This is a genomic window from Aeromicrobium choanae (assembly GCF_900167475.1).
In the GTDB taxonomy this organism is placed as follows: domain Bacteria; phylum Actinomycetota; class Actinomycetes; order Propionibacteriales; family Nocardioidaceae; genus Aeromicrobium; species Aeromicrobium choanae.
This window is the reverse complement of sequence record NZ_LT796768.1, coordinates 1167274-1190340: the sequence shown is the minus strand read 5'-3', so window position 1 is coordinate 1190340 and position 23067 is coordinate 1167274. Positions and strand designations below refer to the sequence as shown.

Genomic DNA, 23067 nt, shown 5'->3' with positions numbered 1-23067 from the left:
TTCAGTCGCCCTCGTCCACGACGAGCGCCTCGCGATCGACCTGGTCGGCCCGGAACGCGGCGCGGCCGACCATGTGCGCCGAGACCGGGGCCGTCAGCAGCTGGAACAGCGCGACGACGGCCACGAGCGTGAGGTCGCCCACGCTCTCGATCCGCAGGGCCAGCCCCGCCAGGATCAGCAGCAGCCCGAACGTCTGGGGCTTCGTGGCCGCGTGCATGCGGGTGAGCACGTCGGGGAAGCGCACGACGCCGATGGCGGCGACCAGCGCGAACGCGGCCCCCAGGATCAGCAGGGTGCCGGAGAGGACGTCGACGGCCAGGCTCCAGTCCATCACTGGCCACCGCCCGACGCCTGCGCGGCGTAGCGCGCGATGCTGACCGAGCCGAGGAACGCCACGAGCGCCAGCGCCACGAGGATCGGCAGGGTGGTGTTGTGGCGCCCGATCGCCGCCTCGACGCCGATCGCGCCGACGCACGCGGCCACGAACACGTCCGACGCGACGGTGCGGTCGAGCATGGTCGGGCCGCGGACGATGCGCACGAGGCACAGCAGGCCCGTGAGGCCGAGCAGTGCGGCGCAGACGATTCCGACGAAGGTCATGCGTGCTCCTCGAGGAGTCGGCGTTCGCTCTCGTTGATCTCGGCCTTGGTGCCGATGGCCTTGAGCAGGCGGTGCTCCTGCATCCGGGCCTTGCGGCGGGCGGTCTCGATGCGCTCGGGGGTGCCGGCGTCCAGCACGTGCAGCCACATCCGCTGGCCCTCGGAGTCGAGCTCGATGAGCAGCGACCCGGGCACCAGCGAGATCAGCTCTCCGGTGAGCGTCTGGCGCAGCTCGGACCTGCTGACGAGGTCGATCCTCAGCACGGCGCTGGGCGGCGGCGCCTTCGGACGGATGGCGAGCCAGGCCACGCCGAAGCTCGCGACGCTGAGGTCGGCGAGGAACCGCGTGATCAGCACCACGGAGGCCCAGGGCCGGACCGTTCCGTCCACCGACACGCGGGGGAAGGGAAAGACCATGACGATGATCGCGCTGACGAGCAGACCGCCGATGAGGTTGATGGGGGTGACCTCGCCCCACAGCAGCAGCCACACGACGGTGAGCCACAGGATCACCGGGACGTGCCACACGTGCAGGCCCCGTGCGCGGTCAGCCATCGCCCAGCACCGCCTCGATGTAGGGAGTGCGCTCGTGCAGCTCGTCGGCGGCGCGCTCGGTCATCGCGAACAGCGGGCCGGCGAACACGGTGAGCGCGATGGTGACCAGGCCCAGTGCGATCGTCGGCAGCGCCATCCGGGACGGCAGTCGCTCACCCTCGGTGTCGGTCTTCCAGGTGGTCTCGCGCTGGGTGGCGGTCGAGACGCCACTGCGGCCGTGCAGCGAGCCACCGAGTCCGGCCGGTCCGAACGGCACCGGGGTGTCGTCCTCGGGATCGGCGAGCGGCTGCCAGAAGGCGCGGTTCCAGATCTTCGCGACGGCGTACAGCGTCAGCAGGCTCGTGGCGACGGCGGCCCCGACGCCGAGCAGGGCGAGCGAGTCGCCGGCCTCGACGCCGGCCTCGAGCAGCGCCAGCTTGCCCAGGAAGCCCGAGAACGGCGGGATGCCGGCGAGGTTCATGGCCGGGACGAAGAACATGACGGACAGCACCGGGGCATAGCGGGCCAGCCCGCCGAGCCGGTCGAGGTTCGTCGTCCCGGATCGATACTCCACCAGCCCGGCGACCAGGAAGAGCGTGGTCTGCACCGTGATGTGGTGGATGATGTAGAAGATCGCGCCGGCCACGCCGAGCTCGCTGCCCAGGGCGATGCCGAAGAGCATGTAGCCGATGTGGCTGACCAGGGTGAACGACAGCACACGCTTGATGTCCGACTGCGCGACCGCGCCCATGATGCCCACCACCATCGTCAGCACCGACGCCCACAGCAGCAGCGTGCGCAGCTCGTGCGTGGGGAAGAGCAGGGTCTGGGTCCGCAGCATCGCGTAGACGCCGACCTTGGTCAGCAGGCCCGCGAACACGGCCGTGACCGGTGCCGGGGCGGTGGGGTAGGAGTCGGGGAGCCACGCCGACAGGGGGAACACCGCGGCCTTGACCGCGAAGGTCAGCAGGAGCAGCAGCTGCAGCATCGTGGCGGTGCTGTCGGGCAGGTCCTGCATGCGCAGCGCGAGCTGGGCGAAGTTGATGGTGCCGGTGGCGGCGTAGACGCAGGCGACCGCGATCAGGAACAGCGCCGACGAGGCCAGGCTCACGATGATGTAGATCGTTCCCGACCGCACGCGGGCCTCGGTGCCGCCGAGGGTGATGAGCACGTACGACGACGCCAGCAGGATCTCGAAGCCGACGAACAGGTTGAACAGGTCGGCCGAGAGGAAGGCGTTGGAGACGCCGGCGCTCAGCACGAGGAACGTGGGGTAGAAGACCGAGAGCGGGGTGTCGCGGCCGAACTCGACGATGCCCTGGCCGATCGAGTACAGCAGCACGCACAGCGTGACGATCGTCGAGATCAGCAGCAGCAGGGAGCTCAGCCGGTCGGCCACGAGGCTGATGCCGATCTCGGCGGGCCAGCCGCCCACGTTGAACGCTTGCGGGCCGTGCTGGTCCGCGCGCACCAGCAGCACCGAGGCCGAGGCCACGACGGCCAGCAGCGTGAGAATGCTGATGACGCGCTGGGCCCCGGCGAACCGGCCGAACGCCAGGCACAGGCCCGCGCCGAGCAGGGGCAGGATCACGGGGGCGAGGACCAGCTGGTCCAGCAGGCCGTCGCTCATGCCGTCACCTCCGTGGAAAGAGCACCGTACGCCGGCGCCGGCATGAGGGCTGCATGACTCACTCGCTGGCGCTCGCTCATGCGGGCACCTCGTCCTCGGGGGCGAGCGTGGAGTCGCCCGCGTAGCCCTCGTCGGGAAGCTCGGAGTCGGCCTCGTCGAAGGTGGCCGAGACCTCGTCGCGCTCGGCGCGGCGGCGGATCAGGTCGTCCTCGACGTCGTCCTGGACGTCGTCGGTGCCGGTCAGCTGCCAGGCGCGGTACGCCAGCGCGAGCCCGAACGCGGTGGTGCCGAGGGTGATCACGATCGCCGTCAGCGCCATCGCCTGGGGCAGCGGATCGGCCATCGGGTCACCGGACAGCCCCAGGATGGGCGCCGCGCCGGCGGGTCCGGAGACCACGAGGAACAGCACGTTCAGGCCGTTGCCGATGAGGACGAAGCCCACGAGGATGCGGGTCAGGCTGCGCTCGAGCACGAGCGTGACCCCGCTGCCCACGAGGACGCCGACGACGGCGATCAGCATCAGGTTCGCTGTCACACCGGCACCTGGTCCTTCCGGGGGTCGGGGGCGCCGCCGTCCTCGTCCTCCATGTGGGCGTCGATGCCGCTGCCGAGGCTGCGCAGGACGTCGAGTGCGAGGCCGACGACGACGAGGTACACGCCGATGTCGAAGAAGACCGACGTGACCAGGTGCAGCTCGCCGAGCACCGGGATCGGGACGTCGATGATGGCGCTCTGGAGGACGCCGCCGCCGAGCAGCGTGGGCAGCAGGCCCGAGAGGGCCGCCACCGCGAGGCCGAGGCCCAGCACGAATCCGGCGTCGACCGGCGCGGCGTTGTCGAGCTCCTCGCGACCGCCGGCCAGGTAGCGGATCATCAGCGCGAGGCCCGCGATGAGACCGCCGGCGAACCCGCCACCGGGGGAGTTGTGGCCCGAGATCATGAGGTAGACCGAGAAGACGATCACCGTGTGGAACACCAGGCGGGTGACGATCTCGAACACGATCGAGCGGCGCTGGTCGTGGAGGTTGGCCGCGAGCCAGGCGTTGGAGTCGGGGGTGACCACGCGGCGCGGGCGGACCTGGCGTCCGGCGCGGTCGGTCAGCAGGAAGATCAGGCTCGCGATGCCGGTCGCGGCGACGACGAGCACGCTCAGCTCGCCGATGGTGTCCCAGGCACGGATGTCGACGAGGGCCACGTTGACGATGTTCTTGCCGCCGCCGTACTCATAGGCCGGCTCGGCCCAGCCCGCGGAGATGGGGGTGGCGGTGCGGGCGTTGGTGGCGACGAACGCGAACCCGGCCACCGAGAGGCCCACGGCGGTGCCCAGGCCGACCCGCCACCAGCGGGCGATGTTGAACGGCCGGTCGCTGAAGAACGGGGGGAGACGGCGCAGCACGAGCACGAACGTGACGAGCAGGAACGTCTCGACGAGCACCTGGGTGAGCGCGAGGTCGGGGGCGCCGTGGGCGACGAACAGGATCGACGTTCCGTAGCCGGTGACGCCGAGCAGGAGCACCGCGCGGAGACGGCGGCGCGACCGGACGGTGAGCACGGCCGCGGCGATCATCACGACGCCGACGACGATCTGCAGGGGGTTGTCGGAGACCCGGACCTCGGGTCGCTCCCAGGCCCGCACGAGCGCGGTGCCCGGCACCACGACGAGCGTCACCAGGATGATGCCGAGGTAGACCGGCAGCGAGCCTCGCTGCGTGCGGCCGGTGACCTCGACGGCCAAGCGGTCGACCCCGCGCATGACGGCTTGGTAGGCGCGCTCGGCGTCGGGGAACGGGAGCCGGTCGACGATCGCGTGCTGGGCGGCCGCCACCGGACGGCGCCACACGAACAGGGCGATGCCGGCCGCGACGGCGAGGATCGAGAGCCACAGGGCCGGGGTGAAGCCGTGCCAGAGGGTCAGCACCGCCTCGTGCGAACCGGGCGGGAACTGGTCGGAGTAGGTGGCCAGCCGCGGGGTCAGGAACGGCCCGGCGAGACCGGCGACGAGGCTGAGGGCAGCGAGCACGGCGGGCACGGCTGCGAACCACGGCGAGAAGTCGCGCGGCCTGCACGGCTCGACGCCGGGCTTGTCGGCGAACGTGCCCCAGACGAAGCGGGCGCTGTACGCGACGGTCAGCACCGAGCCGATCACGATGCCCGCGAGGGCGATCAGGCCCCAGGCCGGGTGGCCGAGGTCGTGGCCCAGATCGACGAAGGCGGCGAGCGCCGCCTCCTTCGCGGTGAAGCCGAACAGCACGGGCAGGCCGGCCATCGACGCCGCGGCGACGACGGTGGTGACGAAGAGCAGGGGGCGGGCCTGCCGCAGGCCCGACAGCTCGCGCAGGTCGCGCGTGCCGACCGAGCGGTCGATCACGCCGACGACGAGGAAGAGTGCCGACTTGAACAGTCCGTGGGCGCACACCAGGGCCAGCCCGGCGAACGCGGCCGACCGCGTGCCCGCGCCGACCACGGCCATGAGGAAGCCCAGCTGGCTGACGGTGCCGTAGGCCAGCAGCAGCTTCACGTCGTACTGCCGCAGCGCGCGCAGGCCGCCCAGGATCATCGTGGCGACGCCGAGGCCGATCAGCACCGGGCGCCAGCCGGGGGTCTCGGCGAAGGCGGGGGCCAGCAGGGCGACGAGGTAGATGCCGGCCTTCACCATGGCCGCGGCGTGCAGGTAGGCGCTGACCGGGGTGGGGGCGGCCATCGCGCCCGGGAGCCAGAAGTGGAACGGCAGCAGGGCCGACTTGGAGAGCGCGCCCACCAGGACCAGCGCGATCGACGCGGTCACCGCGGCACCCGGCTCGGGCGGATCGGCGAGGATCTCGCTCAGGCGCGCGGTGCCGCTCAGCTGGTGCAGTCCGACCAGGCCCACCAGCATCGCCAGGCCACCGAACGTGGTCACGATGAGCGCGTTGAGGGCGGCACGGCGGTTGGCGCGGCGCTCGGGGTTGTGGCCGATCAGCAGGAAGGACAGGACGGTCGTGAGCTCCCAGAACACGTAGAGCACGTAGACGTTGTCCGCGAGCACCAGGCCGAGCATCGCGCCGGCGAAGGCGGTCAGGACGCCGGAGAAGCGCCAGATCTCGGTGTCCTTGGGCCGGAAGTACCAGGCGCAGTAGACGAGGACGAGGGAGCCGACACCCGTGACGAGCAGCGCCACGATGCCGCTGAGGGAGTTCACGGCGAAGTCGAGATCGAGTCCGATCTGGGGAATCCAGGCCACTCGCTCGTACGTGGGATCGCCGTCGGTGGCCCGCGAAACGGGCCCCAGGAGCCACACGAATGACGCCGCCGGGACCAGCGCGAGGACCAGGAAAGCCCGTCTATCCAGCATGCGGACGAGCGCAGGGGAAGCCGCTGCAACGAGAAAGTGCAGCGCGACGAGGAAGACCATGGGCTCGGCTCAACCCTAGCGGGTAGCCCCCTGTGAACTGTCCGGCAGGAGTGCGAGAATGGGCGCCATGGCCGACCCCGCGAACTCCCGTTCCCCAGGTCTGCCGTCAGAAGGTCCCGGGACTCGGACCGGGGCCGAGATCTGGGTACGGCGGATCGTCGTCGTGCTCGTGCTCGTGGTGGCGGCTCTCGTCGTCTACGGACTGCTGGCCGCGGCTCTGCCGCGCTGGTGGGCCCAACGTGTCGGGAACCAGGTCGACGGACGCATGACCGTCGGCATCTTCTGGGGTGTGTTCTACGGCTTCATCTTCAGCTTCCTCCCGGTGCTCGTCGTGTGGCAGGTCCGACGCCCGTTCCTGAAGTGGCCGTGGAAGGTCGGCGTCTTCCTGGTGGCGCTGCTGCTGGCGGCGCCGAACTGGCTCACCCTGGCGATCAGCCTCGGCGACAACAGCGCGTCGGATGCCGGATGGATCACGCTGGTGAACGAGGCGCCCGGCTTCCAGTGGGCGACCTTCTTCGGCGCCCTCGTGGGCGTGCTGGCGTCGTTCGCCCTGATCGCCACGATCACCGCGGCGCGGCGACGCAAGTCGAAGGTCTCCGAGCTACGAGGTCAGTTGGCGGAACGGGACGCGGCGACGCGGGCGGGGACGGCAGAGTCGAGCGTCGAGCACCGAGAGGAACCACCCCATGCCTGAAGCGTCCGCCAGTCCCACGTCCGAGCCGGGTCGTCCCGGCGCGGGACGGCGCGCCAAGAACGTCCTGCCCCCGCGCGAGGACCCGAATGCCTGGTACCGCCAGCCGCTCGCGTCCCTCGACTTCGAGACCACGGGCATCGATCCCCACCGGGACCGGATCCTGAGCTTCGCCGCGCTGTCGGACGTCGGCGGGGACCTCATGGGCATGGTCAATCCCGGCGTGCCGATCCCCGAGTCCTCGGCCGACATCCACGGCATCACGGCCTCCGACCTCGCCCGCGCGCCGATGTCGGCGCAGGCGCTGCGTCCCGTGCTGGCCTGGGTCCACGACGTGATCGAGCGCCGGATCGGCCTGGTCGTCTACAACGCCTCGTTCGACCTCACGCTGCTGCGCGCCGAGGCCATCCGTCACGACCTCGACCAGCCCGACTGGGACCGGCTGCTCGTCGTCGACCCGTTCGTCATCGACTGGGGCATCGACCGCGAGCGCGAGGGCCAGCGTCGGCTGGCCGACGTCGCCGCGCACTACGGGGTCCGCCTCGACCGGGCGCACGACGCGGCCCACGACGCCCGCGCGGCGCGCGAGATCGCGATCACGATGGGCAAGAGCTTCGAGAAGGCGATCGGATCGAGCCTGACGATGCTCATGGCGCAGCAGCGCTACTGGATCGCCGCGCGCACGATGGACTGGAACAAGCGCGCGCACGAGCTGGGCCGCGGGCTGACGATCCCCGACCTCAACTGGCCGTTCGCCTGAGTCAGTCCGAGGCCAGCGCCGCGTCGACCACCGACTTCGCCGCGGCCTGCACCTCGGCCAGGTGGTCGGCTCCGCGGAACGACTCGGCGTAGATCTTGTAGACGTCCTCGGTGCCCGACGGACGCGCGGCGAACCACGCCGACTCCGTGGTCACCTTCAGGCCGCCGATGGCCGCGCCGTTGCCGGGAGCCTCCGTCAGCACCGCCGTGATCGGCTCGCCGGCCAGCTCGGTGGCCGTGACGTCGTCGCGACTCAGGTTCCCCAGGCGCGCCTTCTGCTCGCGGTCGGCCGGGGCGTCGACGCGGGCGTAGGCCGGATCGCCGTGCCGCTCGACCAGCTCGCCGTAGAGCACGCTCGGCGTCTTGCCGGTGGTGGCGATGATCTCCGAGGCCAGTAGTGCCGCGATGATGCCGTCCTTGTCGGTCGTCCACACGCCCCCGTCGCGCCGCAGGAACGACGCACCGGCCGACTCCTCGCCACCGAAGCCGAACGAGCCGTCGATGAGTCCCGGCACGAACCACTTGAATCCGACGGGGACCTCCACGAGCGGGCGGCCGATCTGCTGCGCGACCCGGTCGATCATCGAGGACGACACCAGGGTCTTGCCGATCTGCGCCCCGGCCGGCCAGTCGGGGCGGCTGCCGCCGAAGAGGTGGGCGATCGCGACGGCGAGGAAGTGGTTGGGGTTCATCAGGCCGGCGTCCGGGGTGACGATGCCGTGCCGGTCGGAGTCGGCGTCGTTGCCGGTGGCCACGTCGAACCGGTCGCGCTGCTCGATGAGCGAGGCCATGGCGGCTGGCGACGAGCAGTCCATGCGGATCTTGCCGTCCCAGTCCAGCGTCATGAACCGGAAGGTGCCGTCGACGAGCGGGTTGACCACGGTGAGGTCGAGCCCGTGCCGGTCGGCGATCTCACCCCAGTACGCCACGCTCGCGCCACCGAGCGGGTCGGCACCGATCCGCACGCCGGCGCCCGCGATGGCGGCGAGGTCGATCACGTTCGGGAGGTCGTCGACGTACGTCCCGAGGAAGTCGTAGGGCCGGCAGGCGGCTCGGGCGCGGGCGAACGGGATGCGGCGCACGCCTGAGAGGCCCGCGGCGATGAGCTCGTTCGCCCGGGCCGCGATGACGGACGTGGCGTCGCTGTCGGCGGGACCACCGTGCGGCGGGTTGTACTTGAAGCCGCCGTCGGCGGGCGGGTTGTGCGACGGCGTCACGACGATCCCGTCGGCCAGGCCGGTGGTCCGGCCGCGGTTGGCCCGCAGGATCGCGTGCGACACCGCGGGCGTGGGCGTGTACCCGTCGCGGTCGTCCACCAGCACGTCGACGTCGTTGCCGACGAGCACCTCGATCGCCGTGGCCCACGCGGGCTCGGAGAGGGCATGGGTGTCGCGCCCGATGAACAGCGGCCCGTCGATGCCCTGGTGGGCGCGGTAGTCGCAGATCGCCTGAGTCGTGGCCGCGATGTGGGCCTCGTTGAACGCGGTGTTCAGGCTCGACCCGCGGTGACCGCTGGTGCCGAACGCCACCTGCTGCTCGACCACGTCGGGGTCCGGCCTCAACGTGTAGTAGGCCGTCACGAGATGGGCCAGGTCGACGAGGTCCTCCGCCGCGGCCGGCTGTCCTGCGCGCTCCGTCATGCGTCCATCATGCCGTTTCCGACGCTTCGCACCCGGTCGACGATCTCGGAGGTGAGCAGGTCCGGGTGGGTGTCGGGCAGCCAGTGGCCACTGTCGACCTCGACGAAGCGGAAGTCGCCGCTGACGTGGTCGCCGCAGCGCTCGGCGCCGTAGCGGCCGATCGCGAGATCGGTGGCGCCCCAGACGAACGTGGTGGGCACGGTGACGTCGGGCGTGGCCGAGAGCTCGGGACCCATCGCGCGGTACCAGTTCAGCGTGGCCGTGAGGGCGCCCGGCTCGCTGAGCTTCACGACGTAGGCAGCCTCGTCCTCGGGGTCGACGTCGCCGCCGTACATCGCGCGCAGGCGGGCGCCGTCGTCCTCGAGCAGCACCTCCTCCGCCTTGCCCGGCCGGCGCAGCAGGCCGATGTACGCGCCGCGCTGCTGCTGGTCGGGGTCGCCGGCCAGCGCCTCGTTGTAGGCCGCGAGGTGGGGCACGGATACGGCCGTCAGGGTCAGCACCCGGTCGGCGTGACGGGTGGCCGCGACCCACGAGACCGCGGCGCCCCAGTCGTGTCCGACGAGGTGGAACCGCTCGTGCCCGAGCGCCGCCATGATCGCGACGACGTCGTCGGCGAGGATCTCGGCGCGGTAGTGCTCGACCCCCTCGGGACGCGCCCCCGGGCTGTAGCCGCGCTGGTCGGGGACGACGACCCGCAGCCCCTCGGCGGCGAGGCGCTCGGCGACACCGCGCCACGAGCGGCGGTCCTGGGGCCAGCCGTGCAGCAGGACCACGGGCGTGCCGTCCTCGGGGCCGAACAGGTCGAGGTCGAAGGTGAGGCCCGCGGCCTCCACGGTGCTCACACCGCTCCCGCGGGGAGCTTCGGCCAGCAGTCCGTGGCCCGCGTCGCATCGAACCCTCCGGCGGCGCGGCTGCGCGCCTCCTTCTGGACGATCGCCGTGGTGAGCAGGAACAGGGCCAGCGAGTAGGTCAGCATGACGACGAAGCCGCCGAACGCGGATTCCTCGGGGACGCGGTCGGCGATGCGCGCCGCGATGAGCCCGTCACTGAACAGGAACAGCAGCGCGCCGATGCCGGCCCGGAGGTCGACCGCGAGGGCCGTGGCGGCCGTCGAGGCGAGCAGCAGGGCGTAGACCACGACCGGGACGCGAAGCCCCGGCTCGAGGCCCGACCACACCCAGGCCAGCAGCAGGACCGCTCCCGCCGCGAGGGCGAGCGGGATCCAGACGGTGCGGCGCAGCACGTCGAGGGCGCCGCGGCGGACGAAGAAGGTCACGAAGCACACGTGCGCCGCGGCGAACGACGCCATGCCGGCGATGAAGAGGCCGTCGATCTCCAGGAAGAGGTCACCGAACAGGCAGAGGACCAGCGCGATCGCGAGGAGTCGCGGACCGCGCTGCTCGATCACCCACGCGACGAGGAGAGGGGCGAGGAGGCACTTGGTGATGCTGTCCCAGGGCTGGGCCTGCGCCAGCACGAGGGCCAGGTGCACCACGACGGCGATGCCGAAGGCGGCGAGCCAGGGGCTCCGGAGCGAGTTCATGGGCTCACCGTAACGCGGCTCACACGTGCACAATGGATCCATGAGCACCGGAACGATCCAGGAGTTGGACCAGGACGAGTGCCGTGAGCTGCTGAAGGTCGGCCGGTTCGCGCGGATCGCGTTCGACGCCGGCGACCGCCTGGAGCTGCTGCCCGTCAACTACGCGTACGACGACGACACGATCCTGATCAGCACGAGCCGCACCTCGGGCCTGGCGACGATCGTCGATCGGCGGTTCGTGCTGGAGGCGGATCACCACGACGACACCTACCAGACCGGCTGGAGCGTCATCGTGCGTGGAACCGCCCAGGAGGCCACCGCCGAGCAGCTGGAGTCGTTCGGCACCCGACTGCCGAGCTCGTGGGCCGGTGCGACGGGTGCGTCCACGCACATCGCGATCACGATCGAGGAGATCGGCGGCCGGCGCGTGCGTCAGTTCGCCAGCTGAGCCGGTCGGGACCGCTCAGTGCGGCGACATGAATCAGTGCGGCGACATGAATCCCAGAGATGTGCGGCCCAGCCCCGGGAACACGGTCCCGACCCCCACCTCCGGGAAGCGCGTCTGCAGGATCTCGGCCAGGACGTTGCGGTAGTCCGTGGTCACGGCGAGGTCGCCGTCGACCTGCCGCCCGTTCGCGAGCGTGGGCCAGTTCGCGTAGTAGCCGCCCTTGACGCCCGCGCCGAACGCGAAGACCGCGTTGCCGTAGCCGTGGTCGAGTCCCGCCGCCCCGTTCTGGCCCAACCGCCGGCCGAACTCGCTGAGCGTCACGATCGTCACGCGTGAGGCGTGCGGGCCGAGATCGGTCAGGAACGCCGCGATGGACTGCGACATCTGCTCGATCTGGCGGCTGATCCTCCACGAGATGTCGACGTGGTGGTCCCAGCCGCCGAAGTCCACCGCGATCGCGCGCACCCCGACACCCGAGCGGATCAGCGCGGCGGAGCTCGCCAGGGCCTTCCCGAGCTCGTTGTGCTCGGGGTAGACCGCCCCGTTCTGCGGCCCCTTCTTCTCCTCGGCGGCGATCGGGCCGCTGCGCCGGTCCAGCGCGATGGCCTCCTGGCCCGCGCGCCCGATGACGGTCCCGGCGTCGCGATACATCGTCGAGAGCACCGAGCGCAGCCGCGGGCCGAGGGTCGCGTGGTCGGCCCAGGGCACCGAGAGGGACGAGAAGTCGGACGTCGCGAACGACGGCTCGGGCCCGATCAACGAGGTCGGCATGACGGTGGACCCGACGCGGATCCCGTCGAAGACGTCGTTGGACGTGAAGCAGCCGATCACGCGGTTGAGCCAGCCGATGCGCTCCGACGAGCCGGGGTCGGCGTCCTCGACCAGCTCCATCGCCTCGAAGTGCGAGCGGTTCGGTGTGGGCAGTCCGACGGCGTGGATGGCGGCCATCCTGCCGCTGTCCCACAGGCTTGCCAGCGGCGCGAACGACGGGTGCAGGCCGAAGGTGGCGTCGGGCCGGAGCAGCTCGCCCTTCTTGACCGCGATGGACGGCCGCGCGGCGTAGTAGGCCGGCTCGGCGTGGGGCACCATCATCGACATGCCGTCGGCGCCGCCCCGCAGCGACAGCACGACGAGGATGTTGCCGTTCGTGGCTCCGTACGCCGTGGACGTCAGCACGTCGCCGAACATCACCGTGGAGACGCCGGCCATGCCGATGAGTCCGGCGGACTTCAGCACGTTGCGGCGGGTGACGCCGTAGTCGGCGCAGGCGTCGTCGTGGCCGTTGGTCATCGCAGCATCGCCTCCGGCGCGTTGAGGATCGCCGTACGGATGAGGGTGAGCATCCAGGCGAGGTAGCCGGTGTCGCGTTCCCAGGCCTTGGTGAACACGTGGGTGGCGGGGTTGCCGATCAGCTTCGCGGCACCGTCGACCGTCTCACGGGTGGCCTGGCGCCCGGTCATCATCACGGCCTGGTGGTGCACGAGGTCCTCGAGGGGGAGGGGCCACACCGGCGGGATCAGGTCGCGCACCTGCGGCTTCGTGGCCTGCGTCAGGGTGCTGGTGGTGTTGGCGGCCCACGTGTGGGTGGTCCACGTGCGCAGCATCCGGGCGGGGGAGAGGTACGTGTCGGAGTTCTCGGGGAAGCCGTCGGGCCGCGGCCACGAGAACAGGGCCTGCCCCGTCCAGGTGCAGTGCCAGGTGAACGAGTCGAGATGGGTGCCCGACCCCGCGCCGGTCGGCACGATGTCGCAGGCGCGCTGGGTGGCCAGCACGTCCTCCACCGGAGTGCGCGCCTTGCGGAACGCCGCGGCGCGGAAGCCGGGATGGCGGACGAGCGTGCGCAGGCAGGCCTTGATGTCCGTGCCGGAGTCGAGGTACGTGGCGGCCACGGCGTCGACCGTGCTCTGCGGCGGATCGTCGCTGACGAATCGCACGCACAGCCGGTGAGCGATGCGCGCGGCGGTCTCGGGCCGGCCCGCGAGCCAGTCGAGGTAGGCGTTGACCTGGGCGCGGCCGTCGGCGGCGGCGTTCTCGAACCTCCGTCCGAGGACGGTGACGGCGCCGACGTGGTGCCGGCTCGGGTCGTACCCCGCGGCGTAGTCCTTGCCGACGGCCACGGTGAACCCGGTGAGCAGCCGGGCCGAGCTCTTCACGTCGTCCTCGCTGTAGCCCGCGGTCCGTCCCACGGTGTACAGCTCGAGCAGCTCGCGACCCAGGTTCTCGTTGATCTGGCTCTTGGTGTTGCGATGGTTGGACAGGTAGCCCGACATCGACGGATGGGTCACGGCCGCGCGCAGGAGCTCGCGGTAGGTGCCCAGGGCGTGCGGTCGGATCGCCTTGGCGTCGTAGTCCATGCGCCACGGGAAGCTCGAGTCCTCGCCGGCGGGGATGTGCAGCAGGTTGGACCAGAAGTCGACCATCACCTCGTGCACCTGGAACCGCGCCGTCACGCGTCGGCTGAGGGTATGACGGACGAGGTCGTGGCCGTACTGACCACCGTTGTGGACTCCCGCTCGCGCGTTCTCCCAGGCCAGGGCGGGGGAGTCCCGCAGGTGGGGGAACCAGGCCAAGGTGGCGTCCGCCTCGGGGTCGGCGCCCGGTGACAGCTGCGCCTCGAACCACGCGTCGGCATCCTGGTGGCGCAGGACGTCGGCGGCCAGGCGCCCGTTGTACCCGTAGGTGAAGCGGCGCACCAGGTGCTGGGCGGACTCGGGGAGCCGAGGCCGCGTGCCGGGAAGGGTGACCATCAACAGGCCCCCGAGGCCCTGGTCGTGGCCGTGTCGGAGGCGATCAGGACGGTGAGCCAGCGGGTTCCGTCCACCGCCGGCGCGGCCACGCCGTACTCGAAGCCGGGAGCCTGGTGGCACAGCGACAGCAGGCGACCCGTCTCGCCGTAGGGGGAGGACAGCCAGGCATCGACGGAGTCGCGCACCGCGGTGGTGGAGCTCGCTCCGCCCAGGGCCCGCGTCACGGCCGTGACGGTTCGACCCCGGCACTCCGCGGCGGGCACCTGGCGGCCGGCCCCACGGTGCTCGGCGGATCCGGGATCGACGGCCCGGCCGCGGGAGGCCATCCACGCGGAGTGTCGGCGGGCGGACTCGGTGAGGCAGGCCTCGGCGCCACGATCCTCGGCCGACTGCACCTCGGGGCGTGCGTACGTCCTCCGGGCGGACTGCACCGCAGCGAGCAGGGTCTTCTCGTCGGCGCTGAGCGTGGCCGGCCGCGTCGGGGCGGCGCGCTTCGCCGCCCGGGCGGTGACGGTGAGGGTGGTCGAACGAGCGCTGGCGTGACGGTGGACCCGGCCGCCGGTGCGGTGCTTCACCCGCGGCGCGACGGCGCGGTAGCGCGTGGCTCCGGCCGCAGGCCTGACCCGGACGGTCGCGCTGCCGCGGACCTTGCGGGAGGCGGCGTTGCGCCAGGCCTTGCGCTTCGTGTCCCACCGCTGCAGTCGGACCGTCCGAGGATGCTTCGTCGACGTCCGGATGCCGAAGGTCACCGTGCCTCCGGCGTCCACGGTGCGAGGCGTGGCACTCAGGCGCAGGGCCGGCTTGGCGGCGGCGGGAGTGACCACGGTGGTCGAGGTCAGGCCGAGGGCGGTCTCGCGCTCGTCGGCGATGACGATGGCGCCGCCGACCAGCACTGTCGCGACGGTCGCCACGACGAGCATGGTGGCGATGCGACGGAGGTGACCCATGAGACCGAGGATGACGGAGCGACGGGGTAAAAACTGCAAAAGAACGGCCCACCCCCCGAGGGGGTGGGCCGTCGTCACCCAGGGGATGGGCCGGGTCTAGTCCGTTCGGATCAGGGGCGGTCCGAGGAGGCCTCGAAGAGCGAGCCCTGCTCACCCTGCGGATCCTCGCCGGTGAGGTTGGCCAGCGCACGACGCACGTTGGTGAGCTGCGCGTTGATGCTCTCGCGACGGCGCTCGATCTCGGCGACCTCGCGCTCGGACTCGAGGCGGACGCGCTCGGCCTCGGCCTTGGCCTTCTCGACGATGGTGATCGCCTGGCGGTGGGCCTCGTCGGTGCGCTCGCGCTCGGTGCGCTCGGCCTCGACGCGCTGGGTCTCGGCGTCGGCCCGGCGGGCGGCGAGGTCCTTCTCGAAGTCGGCGACGGCGCGCTGGTGCTCGGCCGTGATCCGGTCGAGCTCGGCCTGGGCGGCCTCGGTGACCTTCGCGGCCTCGTCGAGGGCCTGCTTGCGCACCTGGTCGGCCTCGGCCTGCGCCTCCGTGCGGGTGGCCTCGGCGTAGTCGTCGGCCTCGCGCCGGGTGGCGCCGGCGTACTCGTCGGCCTCGCGGCGCGTGGTGACGTCGTAGGCGTCGGCCTCCTTGCGGAGCCGGCGCACCGCGTCGGCGGCGTCGGTGCGCTGCTTCTCGATCTCCTTGGCGGTGGCCTTGCGCAGCGTGGCCGACTCCTCCTCGGCGAGGCTCAGGATCTGGCCCACGCGGGCGCCGAGATGGGAGAAGTTGGGCTCGGTCACCGAGGCCAGCCGCTCCTCGACCTCGGCGATCTGCTGGCGCAGCGCTTTCGCGTGCTCCTTGAGCGTGGCGATGTGGGCGTCGACCTCGGCGGGATCGTACCCACGCATGACGGTGCGGAAGGAGGAGTTGGGGCTGCTCATGGTGTCACCAGTGTCTCAGAGGGGACAAGCACGCCGCAGGCCGTCGGGAGGCGGGACGGGTGGCCCGCATCACGTCGTGGCGTCGTCCCTCGATGTCGCCGGGCCCCCGGTCAGGGTGCTCAGCATCTGGCGCAGGTTCGCCAGCTGATCGTTGATGCTGTCGCGTCGTTGCATCGCGGCGGCAACTTCTCGCTCCGACTCGGCCCGGATGCGGTCGGCCGTGGACTTCGCGTCGTGGACGAGGCCGTTCGCGCGGGCCTGGGCGTCCTCGATCAGGCGTCGGGCCTCGCGCTCGGCGTCGGCCCGCTCTGCCTCGGCGGCGGCGCGCTGCTCGCTCACCCGGCTCTCGATCTCGTCGAGCCGGGACCGGTGCTCGGCCTCGGCGTCGTTGAACTGCTGCTCCGCGGCGTCGCGGCGGGCCGCCATGGCGACTTCGAAGTCGGCGTTCGCCGCGGCGGCCTTCGCGCGCTGGCGCTCGACGAGGGTCTCGGCCTCGTGGCGCCGGGTGGCCACCTCGCGCTCGGCGGTGTCGAGCAGGTCGGCAGCGGTGCTCCTGGCGTCCTCCACGGTGCGGGTCGCCTCGGCCTCGGCGTCGGCCCGCGTGGCCTCGGCGTGCACCTGCGCCTCCTCGCGGAGGCGGGAGATCTCCTCGTGGGCGGCGGCGCGGGAGGCCTGGACCTCGGCCTCGGCGGAGCCGCGCAGCTCGGCGGCCTCCTCGCGCGCGAGGGCCAGGACCTGCACCATCCGCTCCCCGAGGTGCTCGAACGACGCAGGCTCCTGCGGGCGCTCCTCCTGCGCCGGGGCACTGTCGGGACGCTCACGGAGGGACTCGACCTGGCTCTCGAGCTCGGTGACGCGCGCCTGGACCTGGGCGGGGTCGAAACCGCGCAGCACGATGCGGAAGTCGGCGGTGGACTCGGTCATGCGGATGGGTGCTCCTCGCTGCCGGGGTGATGGGTGTCAGGGCCCGAGAGAACCGTGATGACGTCGGAGAGACGGGCCAGCTCGTCGGCTGCGCGATCGCGCGCGACCAGCAGGGCGTCGGCCTCGTGGCGGGCCCGCTCGACGAGGACGCGGGCCTCCTCCTTCGCCTGCGCCAGGCGCTCGCGCGCCTCGGCGAGCAGGGCGGTGGCCTCGTCGCGCCGGGCCTTGCTCTCGCGCAGCGCGTCGCGCTGGGTGGTGAGGACCTCGTCGCTCACCCGGGCGCGCAGCAGGCGGGCGCCCGACTCGGCCTCGCCCAGGCGGCGCGAGGCCCGCTCCTGCGTCGCGTCGGCCATGGCCTGGGCCTGTGAGCGCAGCCGCGTGGCCTCCAGTCCGGCCTCGACGAGGATCCGCTCGGCGCGCTCCTGGGCGTCGGAGAGGACGTCGTCGGCGGCCCCGGCCAGGTCAGCGGCGGCGGCCTCGGTCTCGGCGAGCTGGGCGGAGATCCGCTGGCGGATGCGGCCGGCGAGCCCACCGGCGACGAGTCGCGTGTGCCGCAGGACGGCGGCGGCGTCGCGGTGACCCTGCTGGCGCATCCGCTCGGCCTCCAGCCGGCCGTTGCCGACCAAGAGGTCGATCGTGGTGCGGGTGTCGTCGAGCTCGGCGCGGGCGGCGGCGATGGTGCGCTCGGACTCGGCCCGGGCGTGCTCGATGCTGCTCTCGGCCTGCTCGCGGGCGTGGGCCAGCAGCCGCTCGGACTCCGATCGGGCGCGGTCGGCCTCGTCGATCGCGGACTCCACGACCATCTCGGCGTTGCGGGTGGCGGCCTGTGAGATCTCGAGGGTGTGCTGCTCGGCCTCGTTGACGATGCGCTCGACGTACTCCTCGGCCTCGCTGGTGCGGCGCTCGGCGTCGGCCTCGGCCGTGCCCACCCGCGTCGTCGCTCGCTCCTCGGCCCGGCGGGTGATCTCGTCGGCCCGCTCGCGGGCGTCGGCCAGGAGCCGACCGGCCTCGACCGCAGCCTCGGTGAGCATCGCGTCGGTGCGCTCGCGCGCCTGCGCGAAGACGGACTCGGCGTCGCGCTCGGCGGCCTCGCGGCGCTCCTCGGCGTCGCGCACCAGCATCGTGGCCTGCTCGCTCGCGTCGGCGACGATGGTGGAGGCGTCCTCGGACGCTCGGTCGAGCTGCTCGGTGACGTTGACCAGCTGGGCCTGCGCGGTGTCGCGCACGTGACGGGCGTCGTCGTAGAGCAGGTGCGCCTCGGCCTGCAGGCGCCTGGCCTCGGTGGTGATGCGGTCGGCCTCGGCGGCCGCGGAGGCCTCCAGCTCGAGGGCCACTTCCTGGGCATGGCGCAGCAGATCGGCGACACCGCGGGCGTGGGCGGTGGCCGATCCGGATCCGGTGGTGTGATCGGCCGACATGATCTGCCCAGTGTTCCATGCGGACCTGCCCCGATCGAGGGGGTGAGACGGGCCTTTTCGTCCGGTGAGACAGGTGTCACTACGAGTTCGACCCGCCAGTAGGTCGACTGGGGACGCCCGGCGGACAGGACGGCGTCGGCGTGGGTCCCTACGATGGCGGGAGCCGGGCGGACCGCGTCGACGCGAGCCCGGACCACCGCCGCCCAGCGGCGACCCGAACGTGAGGACGAGCATGACCACCACGACCCGCGAGATCCACTTGGCCCAGCGCCCCACGGGCCTGCCCGGACCGGAGACCTACCGGTTCGTCGAGCGCGAGCTGCGCGACCTGCGCGAGGGCGACGTGCTGGTGGAGAACATCGTGCTCACCGTCGACCCCTACATGCGCCCCCGGATGAACGACGTGAAGTCCTACGTCCCGCCGTTCAAGCTCGACCATCCCCTCGACGGCGGGGCGATCGGCGTGGTCGTCGAGTCCCGCTCCGACGCGCTGCCCGTCGGCAGCATCGTGCGGCACGGCCTCGGCTGGCGTGAGCACGCCGTCCTGGCCGGCGAGTACGCGACGAAGATCGAGCTGAACGGCCTGCCGTCCTCGTACTTCCTCGGCGTGCTGGGCATGCCGGGCATGACGGCCTATGCGGGCCTGTTCGACGTCGCCGCGTTCCAGCCCGGCGACTCGGTGTTCGTGTCGGCCGCGGCCGGCGCCGTGGGCAGCCTCGTCGGCCAGTTCGCCCGACTCGCCGGAGCCGATCGCGTGGTCGGCAGCGCCGGCTCGGCCGAGAAGGTCGCGCTGCTGGTGGACGAGCTGAAGTTCGACGCCGGCATCAACTACCGCGAGGGCGACGTGATGGGCCAGGTCGGCGCCGCGTTCCCCTACGGCTTCGACGTCTACTTCGACAACGTGGGCGGCGACCACCTGGAGGCGGCGCTCGAGCACATCAACGAGCGGGGCCGGATGGCCCTGTGCGGCTCGATCTCGGGCTACAACGACCCGAACGCCAGTGGCCCGCGCAACATGTTCAAGGCCGTGGGCAAGCGACTCACGCTGCGCGGCTTCATCGTGAGCGACCACGAGAGCGTGCGGCCCGAGTTCGAGCAGAAGGTGGGGCAGTGGCTCACGGGCGGCGACCTCGCCTACCGCGAGACGACGTGGAACGGCCTCGACGCCATGCCCGAGGCGTTCGCGGGCCTGCTCACCGGCGCCAACACCGGCAAGGCGATCGTGCGCCTGCGCGAGGATCCGACCGTCTGACCGTCCGCCTCGGGGATTGACAGGATTACTGAGTGGACTCATAATTGAGTGGGCTCGGTAGATGGTCGATCGGCGACCGGTCGGGTCCTCGCCGCGCCGCGGCACGACTCATCACGCCGACCTCCCCGAGGAGATGCACCATGCGGGCCTTCGTCATCGACGACTACAAGCAGCCTCTACGCGAATCGGAGGTGCCTGAGCCCGTCGTCGGCGAGCGCGACGTGCTGGTCGACGTGGGCGCGGCCGGGGTGAACCAGCTCGACGAGAAGCTCCGCACCGGAGAGTTCAAGCAGATCCTGCCGTACGCCATGCCTCTCGTCCTCGGTCACGATGTCGCGGGAACGGTCGTCCGCACCGGTGCGCAGGTGCAGGGCTTCGCGCCGGGCGACCGGGTGTACGCCCGCCCGCGCGACCACCGGATCGGCACGTTCGCCGAGCGCATCGCCGTCGACGAAGCCGACCTCGCGCCGGCTCCCGCCTCGGTCGGCCTCGTCGAGGCGGCCTCACTGCCCCTCGTGGCGCTCACCGCGTGGCAGGCCCTCGTGGTCAAGGGGCAGGTGAAGCCGGGGCAGCGCGTGCTCATCCACGCCGGGGCCGGCGGCGTCGGCTCGATCGCCATCCAGCTCGCCAAGCACCTCGGCGCCCACGTCGCCACGACGGCGTCCGGGAAGAACGCCGACTTCGTCCGCGACCTCGGCGCCGACGTGGTGATCGACTACCGTGCCCAGGACTTCGAGCAGGAGCTGGCCGGGTACGACCTCGTCCTGGACAGCCTCGGCGGGGAGAATCTCGAGAAGTCGCTGCGCGTGCTCCGCCCCGGCGGGAAGGCGATCGGCATCTCGGGGCCGCCGGACCCGGCCTTCGCCCGCGAGCAGGGCATGAATCCGCTGCTGCGCCTGGCGATCGCCGCGTTGAGCCGCAAGATCCGCAAGCAGGCCAAGCGTGCGGGAGTGACCTACGAGTTCCTGTTCATGACCGCCGACGGCGCCCAGCTGCGCGAGGTCGCGGACCTGGTCGACCAGGGCGTCCTGCGCCCGGTCGTCGGCCAGACCTTTCCGTTCGCGCAGACACCGCAGGCCCTCGAGGCGCTGACCCGGGGTGGCCTCCGGGGCAAGGTCGTCGTCACCGCTGCCTGACCCCACCGCGGCGCAGGCTGAACGTGCTGCGCGCCACCGCTCTGAAGGAGCCTTCGCATGAGCACCGCCGAACCGGTCAACACCTCGTACGCGAACGCGCCGACGAGGACCGTCACCACGCAAGGGACGACATTCGCCTACCGTGAGCTCGGTCCCGAGGGCGGTCCTCCAGTGGTCTTCTTCGTGCACCTCGCCGCCACGCTCGACAATTGGGACCCGCGCATCGTGGACGCCATCGCGGCGAACCGCCACGTGATCGCGTTCGATCAGCGTGGCGTCGGCGGCTCCTCGGGTGCCGTCCCCTCCACGCTCGAGGAGGCCGCGGACGACGCTCACGCGTTCATCACCGCGCTCGGCTTCGACACGATCGACGTCTTCTCCTTCTCGATGGGCGGCATGATCGCCCAGGACCTGGTCGTCAAGCATCCGGGCCTCGTCCGCAGGCTCGTCCTCACCGGCACCGGCCCCCGTGGCGGCAAGGGCATCGACAAGGTCGCGCGCACCACCTACGGGGACATCCTCCGGGCCACCGTCACGCGGTCGGATCCCAAGGAGTTCCTGTTCTTCAATCGCGACGAGGCTGGCAAGAGGGCGGGGAAGGCGTTCATCGAGCGACTCCAGGAGCGCACGACCGACCGCGACGATGCGATCAGCACGAAGGCGTTCAACGCCCAGCTGAAGGCCATCCGGCGCTACGGCCGCTCCCGCCCGTCGGACCTTTCGGTGGTCACCCAGCCCACCCTGATCGCCAACGGCGACAACGACCGCATGGTTCCCTCAGTCCTGTCGGAGGACCTGCACCGGAGGATCGCCGGATCCGAGCTGATCATCTACCCGAACTCCGGGCACGGGGGCATCTTCCAGTACGGGGAGGAGTTCGCCCCGGTCGCCGCCGACTTCCTCGCCCCGTAGCGGCCGGGGCCGGTCGCGTCGGGCGCCTCGGACCCTCATCCGGGCAGGATCGCCGCGAGCTGGGCGCGCATGGTGGCGAGGATCTCGGGGACGCTCGCGTCCGCGGTCGCGCTCGGCGCCAGGTTCAGGAACATCACGGCCGAGACGACGCCGGCCATCGCCGCTGCCTCCTCGCCGCCCAGCCGCGTCCGTTCGCTCAGGAGGTCGGCGATCGCCCGCTCGGTCTGCGCGACGATGGACAGCGCCTCGGCGTGGTGGGGCTCCGTCGGGTCGCCGAAGACCATCTCGCGCAGGTAGGTCCGTCCGTTGTCGACCTGGACGCGATTGCACTCGACCACGGGGGAGAGGAGGGCGAGCAGGCCGTCGAGCGCGCCGGTCGTCCCGGCGGCCGCCGTGCGACCCCGCTCGAGCGCGCTCGCGTAGTGGGCGTTCTGCACCAGGAGCAGCAGCTCGCCCTTGGTCCGGGCGTAGAGGAACAGGGTGCCGGTGCCGATGTCCGCAGCGTCCGCGATCTGCTGCGTCGTGACGTCGTCGACACCGTGTTCGGCGAACAGCTCACTGGCAGCCGCGGTGATGCGGTCGAGCTTGGCCTGCTTGTTCCGCTCGCGTCGCCCGGGCGGCGTGGGCGCCACTGCCATGGAGGGCCTCCTGGAATAAATGATGACTGAAGTCAGTTATGAGTGTAGTCACTGTCGTGGTGGGGCGGATCGACGCAGCGATCCTCCCACGCCGGTGCGGGACCAACCTGTCGCGCACCGGCGACCGTGACCGTCCCATTCGCTCCCCTGTCCTCGCGGGCCGGGAGTCAGACCGAGAAGGAAAGTCCTCATGACCTCACTCAACGGCGCCGTCGTCCTCGTCACCGGCGCGAACGGCGGCATCGGCACCCACTTCGTCCGCGAGGCCCTCGCTCGGGGCGCGTCGAAGGTGTACGCCACCGCCCGGAGCCCGCGCGACTGGAACGACGAGCGCGTCGTTCCGCTGGCGCTCGACGTCACCGATCCCGAGTCCATCCGAGCAGTGGTCGAGGCCGCTCCGGACGTGACGGTGCTGATCAACAACGCCGGCGCGTCGGTCTCCACCCCGGGCATCCTCGCCCACAGCGACGAGGAGATCCGCCGCAACGTGGAGACGAACTTCCTCGGCCCGCTGTTCCTGGCTCGCGCCTTCGCGCCCGTCCTGTCCGCGCGGGGCGGGAACGCCGCGATCATCGACATCCACTCGGCCCTGTCGTGGCTGGCCGTCGCCGGCATCTACTCGGCCACCAAGGCCGCGCTCTGGTCGGCGACCAACTCGCTGCGACTGGAGCTCCAGCCCTCGGGTGTCCAGGTCGTCGGCGTGCACGTCGGCTACGTCGACACCGCCATGGCCGCCCACACCACCGACCCGAAGCTGGATCCGGCGGTGCTCGTCGCCACGGTCCTCGACGCCACCGAGGCCGGCGAGTACGAGGTCCTCGCCGACCAGACCTCCGTCCAGGTCAAGGCCGCGCTCTCGGCGCCGCTCGAGGCGCTGTACCCGCAGCTCGCCGCGACCCGGTGAGCAGCGCGGGGCGGGACGAGCGCGCC

At 71.7% G+C, this 23067-nt stretch carries 23 protein-coding genes; 7 read left to right on the top strand and 16 right to left on the bottom strand.

Going from position 1 to position 23067, the window contains the following annotated elements; translation table 11 throughout:
- Window position 1: 1 nt before the first annotated feature.
- The 6 genes from mnhG to B5D60_RS05835 all read right to left on the bottom strand — a co-directional run bounded on the left by mnhG (window position 2) and on the right by B5D60_RS05835 (window position 6153).
- Entirely contained in the window at window positions 2-331 is a 330-nt protein-coding gene (gene mnhG / locus B5D60_RS05860; RefSeq protein WP_078699282.1) for a monovalent cation/H(+) antiporter subunit G, read from the bottom strand.
- Entirely contained in the window at window positions 331-600 is a 270-nt protein-coding gene (locus B5D60_RS05855) for a monovalent cation/H+ antiporter complex subunit F (RefSeq protein WP_078699281.1), read from the bottom strand. Before B5D60_RS05855 ends, mnhG begins: the two co-directional genes overlap by 1 nt.
- On the bottom strand, window positions 597-1154 hold the full coding sequence (locus B5D60_RS05850) for a Na+/H+ antiporter subunit E (protein WP_078699280.1): 558 nt from the start codon (window positions 1152-1154) through the stop codon (window positions 597-599). The genes B5D60_RS05855 and B5D60_RS05850 overlap by 4 nt, the downstream gene beginning before the upstream one ends.
- Window positions 1147-2763: a Na+/H+ antiporter subunit D gene (locus B5D60_RS05845; protein ID WP_078699279.1), complete on the bottom strand. Its 1617-nt coding sequence runs from the start codon at window positions 2761-2763 to the stop codon at window positions 1147-1149. Before B5D60_RS05845 ends, B5D60_RS05850 begins: the two co-directional genes overlap by 8 nt.
- Window positions 2764-2839: 76 nt before the next feature.
- Window positions 2840-3298, bottom strand: coding sequence for a Na(+)/H(+) antiporter subunit C (locus B5D60_RS05840; protein ID WP_197684409.1), 459 nt, complete (start codon window positions 3296-3298; stop codon window positions 2840-2842).
- Window positions 3295-6153, bottom strand: coding sequence for a Na+/H+ antiporter subunit A (locus B5D60_RS05835; protein ID WP_078699278.1), 2859 nt, complete (start codon window positions 6151-6153; stop codon window positions 3295-3297). Before B5D60_RS05835 ends, B5D60_RS05840 begins: the two co-directional genes overlap by 4 nt.
- Window positions 6154-6316: 163 nt before the next feature.
- On the opposite strand from B5D60_RS05835, the gene B5D60_RS05830 reads away from it, so the two are divergent.
- Window positions 6317-6847, top strand: coding sequence for a hypothetical protein (locus B5D60_RS05830; protein WP_078699277.1), 531 nt, complete (start codon window positions 6317-6319; stop codon window positions 6845-6847).
- The gene (locus tag B5D60_RS05825) at window positions 6840-7604 is read left to right on the top strand and encodes an exonuclease domain-containing protein (protein ID WP_078699276.1); all 765 of its coding nucleotides are present in this window, start codon (window positions 6840-6842) and stop codon (window positions 7602-7604) included. The genes B5D60_RS05830 and B5D60_RS05825 overlap by 8 nt, the downstream gene beginning before the upstream one ends.
- Window position 7605: 1 nt before the next feature.
- Here B5D60_RS05825 and pgm read toward each other — a convergent pair whose 3' ends face one another.
- From pgm to B5D60_RS05810, 3 genes are read right to left on the bottom strand one after another with little or no spacing between them, the layout of a single operon-like run.
- Window positions 7606-9243: a phosphoglucomutase (alpha-D-glucose-1,6-bisphosphate-dependent) gene (pgm, locus tag B5D60_RS05820; protein WP_078699275.1), complete on the bottom strand. Its 1638-nt coding sequence runs from the start codon at window positions 9241-9243 to the stop codon at window positions 7606-7608.
- Window positions 9240-10085 (bottom strand): alpha/beta fold hydrolase, encoded by an 846-nt coding sequence (locus tag B5D60_RS05815; protein WP_078699274.1) that lies wholly within the window; start codon window positions 10083-10085, stop codon window positions 9240-9242. The genes pgm and B5D60_RS05815 overlap by 4 nt, the downstream gene beginning before the upstream one ends.
- Complete coding sequence (locus tag B5D60_RS05810; RefSeq protein WP_172806266.1) at window positions 10082-10786, bottom strand: lysoplasmalogenase; 705 nt, start codon at window positions 10784-10786, stop codon at window positions 10082-10084. The genes B5D60_RS05815 and B5D60_RS05810 overlap by 4 nt, the downstream gene beginning before the upstream one ends.
- Window positions 10787-10826: 40 nt before the next feature.
- Here B5D60_RS05810 and B5D60_RS05805 point away from each other — a divergent pair, with 40 nt between their 5' ends.
- Complete coding sequence (locus tag B5D60_RS05805) at window positions 10827-11234, top strand: pyridoxamine 5'-phosphate oxidase family protein (RefSeq protein WP_078699272.1); 408 nt, start codon at window positions 10827-10829, stop codon at window positions 11232-11234.
- A gap of 33 nt (window positions 11235-11267) precedes the next feature.
- Here B5D60_RS05805 and B5D60_RS05800 read toward each other — a convergent pair whose 3' ends face one another.
- The 6 genes from B5D60_RS05800 to B5D60_RS05775 form a co-directional block, all read right to left on the bottom strand.
- Complete coding sequence (locus B5D60_RS05800; protein WP_078699271.1) at window positions 11268-12524, bottom strand: DUF1501 domain-containing protein; 1257 nt, start codon at window positions 12522-12524, stop codon at window positions 11268-11270.
- Complete coding sequence (locus tag B5D60_RS05795; protein ID WP_078699270.1) at window positions 12521-13981, bottom strand: DUF1800 domain-containing protein; 1461 nt, start codon at window positions 13979-13981, stop codon at window positions 12521-12523. The genes B5D60_RS05800 and B5D60_RS05795 overlap by 4 nt, the downstream gene beginning before the upstream one ends.
- A complete protein-coding gene (locus B5D60_RS05790; RefSeq protein WP_078699269.1) occupies window positions 13981-14928 on the bottom strand; it encodes a spore germination YkwD domain-containing protein in 948 nt (315 codons plus the stop codon). The genes B5D60_RS05795 and B5D60_RS05790 overlap by 1 nt, the downstream gene beginning before the upstream one ends.
- Before the next feature lie 110 nt (window positions 14929-15038).
- Window positions 15039-15857 (bottom strand): DivIVA domain-containing protein, encoded by an 819-nt coding sequence (locus B5D60_RS05785; RefSeq protein ID WP_078699268.1) that lies wholly within the window; start codon window positions 15855-15857, stop codon window positions 15039-15041.
- Window positions 15858-15926: 69 nt separating this feature from the next.
- Window positions 15927-16781, bottom strand: a complete 855-nt coding sequence (locus B5D60_RS05780) for a coiled-coil domain-containing protein (RefSeq protein ID WP_078699267.1) — start codon at window positions 16779-16781, stop codon at window positions 15927-15929.
- Complete coding sequence (locus tag B5D60_RS05775) at window positions 16778-18199, bottom strand: coiled-coil domain-containing protein (protein WP_078699266.1); 1422 nt, start codon at window positions 18197-18199, stop codon at window positions 16778-16780. The genes B5D60_RS05780 and B5D60_RS05775 overlap by 4 nt, the downstream gene beginning before the upstream one ends.
- Window positions 18200-18419: 220 nt before the next feature.
- Between B5D60_RS05775 and B5D60_RS05770 the strand changes: the two genes are divergently transcribed.
- The 3 genes from B5D60_RS05770 to B5D60_RS05760 all read left to right on the top strand — a co-directional run bounded on the left by B5D60_RS05770 (window position 18420) and on the right by B5D60_RS05760 (window position 21499).
- A complete protein-coding gene (locus B5D60_RS05770) occupies window positions 18420-19451 on the top strand; it encodes an NADP-dependent oxidoreductase (RefSeq protein WP_172806265.1) in 1032 nt (343 codons plus the stop codon).
- A 140-nt stretch (window positions 19452-19591) separates the two neighbouring features.
- Window positions 19592-20587: an NADP-dependent oxidoreductase gene (locus tag B5D60_RS05765; RefSeq protein ID WP_078699264.1), complete on the top strand. Its 996-nt coding sequence runs from the start codon at window positions 19592-19594 to the stop codon at window positions 20585-20587.
- A 57-nt stretch (window positions 20588-20644) separates the two neighbouring features.
- Window positions 20645-21499, top strand: coding sequence for an alpha/beta fold hydrolase (locus B5D60_RS05760; RefSeq protein WP_078699263.1), 855 nt, complete (start codon window positions 20645-20647; stop codon window positions 21497-21499).
- Between the two features lie 35 nt (window positions 21500-21534).
- On the opposite strand, the gene B5D60_RS05755 is transcribed toward B5D60_RS05760, so the two are convergent.
- Window positions 21535-22137 (bottom strand): TetR/AcrR family transcriptional regulator, encoded by a 603-nt coding sequence (locus tag B5D60_RS05755; RefSeq protein ID WP_078699262.1) that lies wholly within the window; start codon window positions 22135-22137, stop codon window positions 21535-21537.
- A gap of 190 nt (window positions 22138-22327) precedes the next feature.
- On the opposite strand from B5D60_RS05755, the gene B5D60_RS05750 reads away from it, so the two are divergent.
- Complete coding sequence (locus tag B5D60_RS05750; protein WP_078699261.1) at window positions 22328-23041, top strand: SDR family oxidoreductase; 714 nt, start codon at window positions 22328-22330, stop codon at window positions 23039-23041.
- Window positions 23042-23067 lie beyond the last annotated feature (26 nt).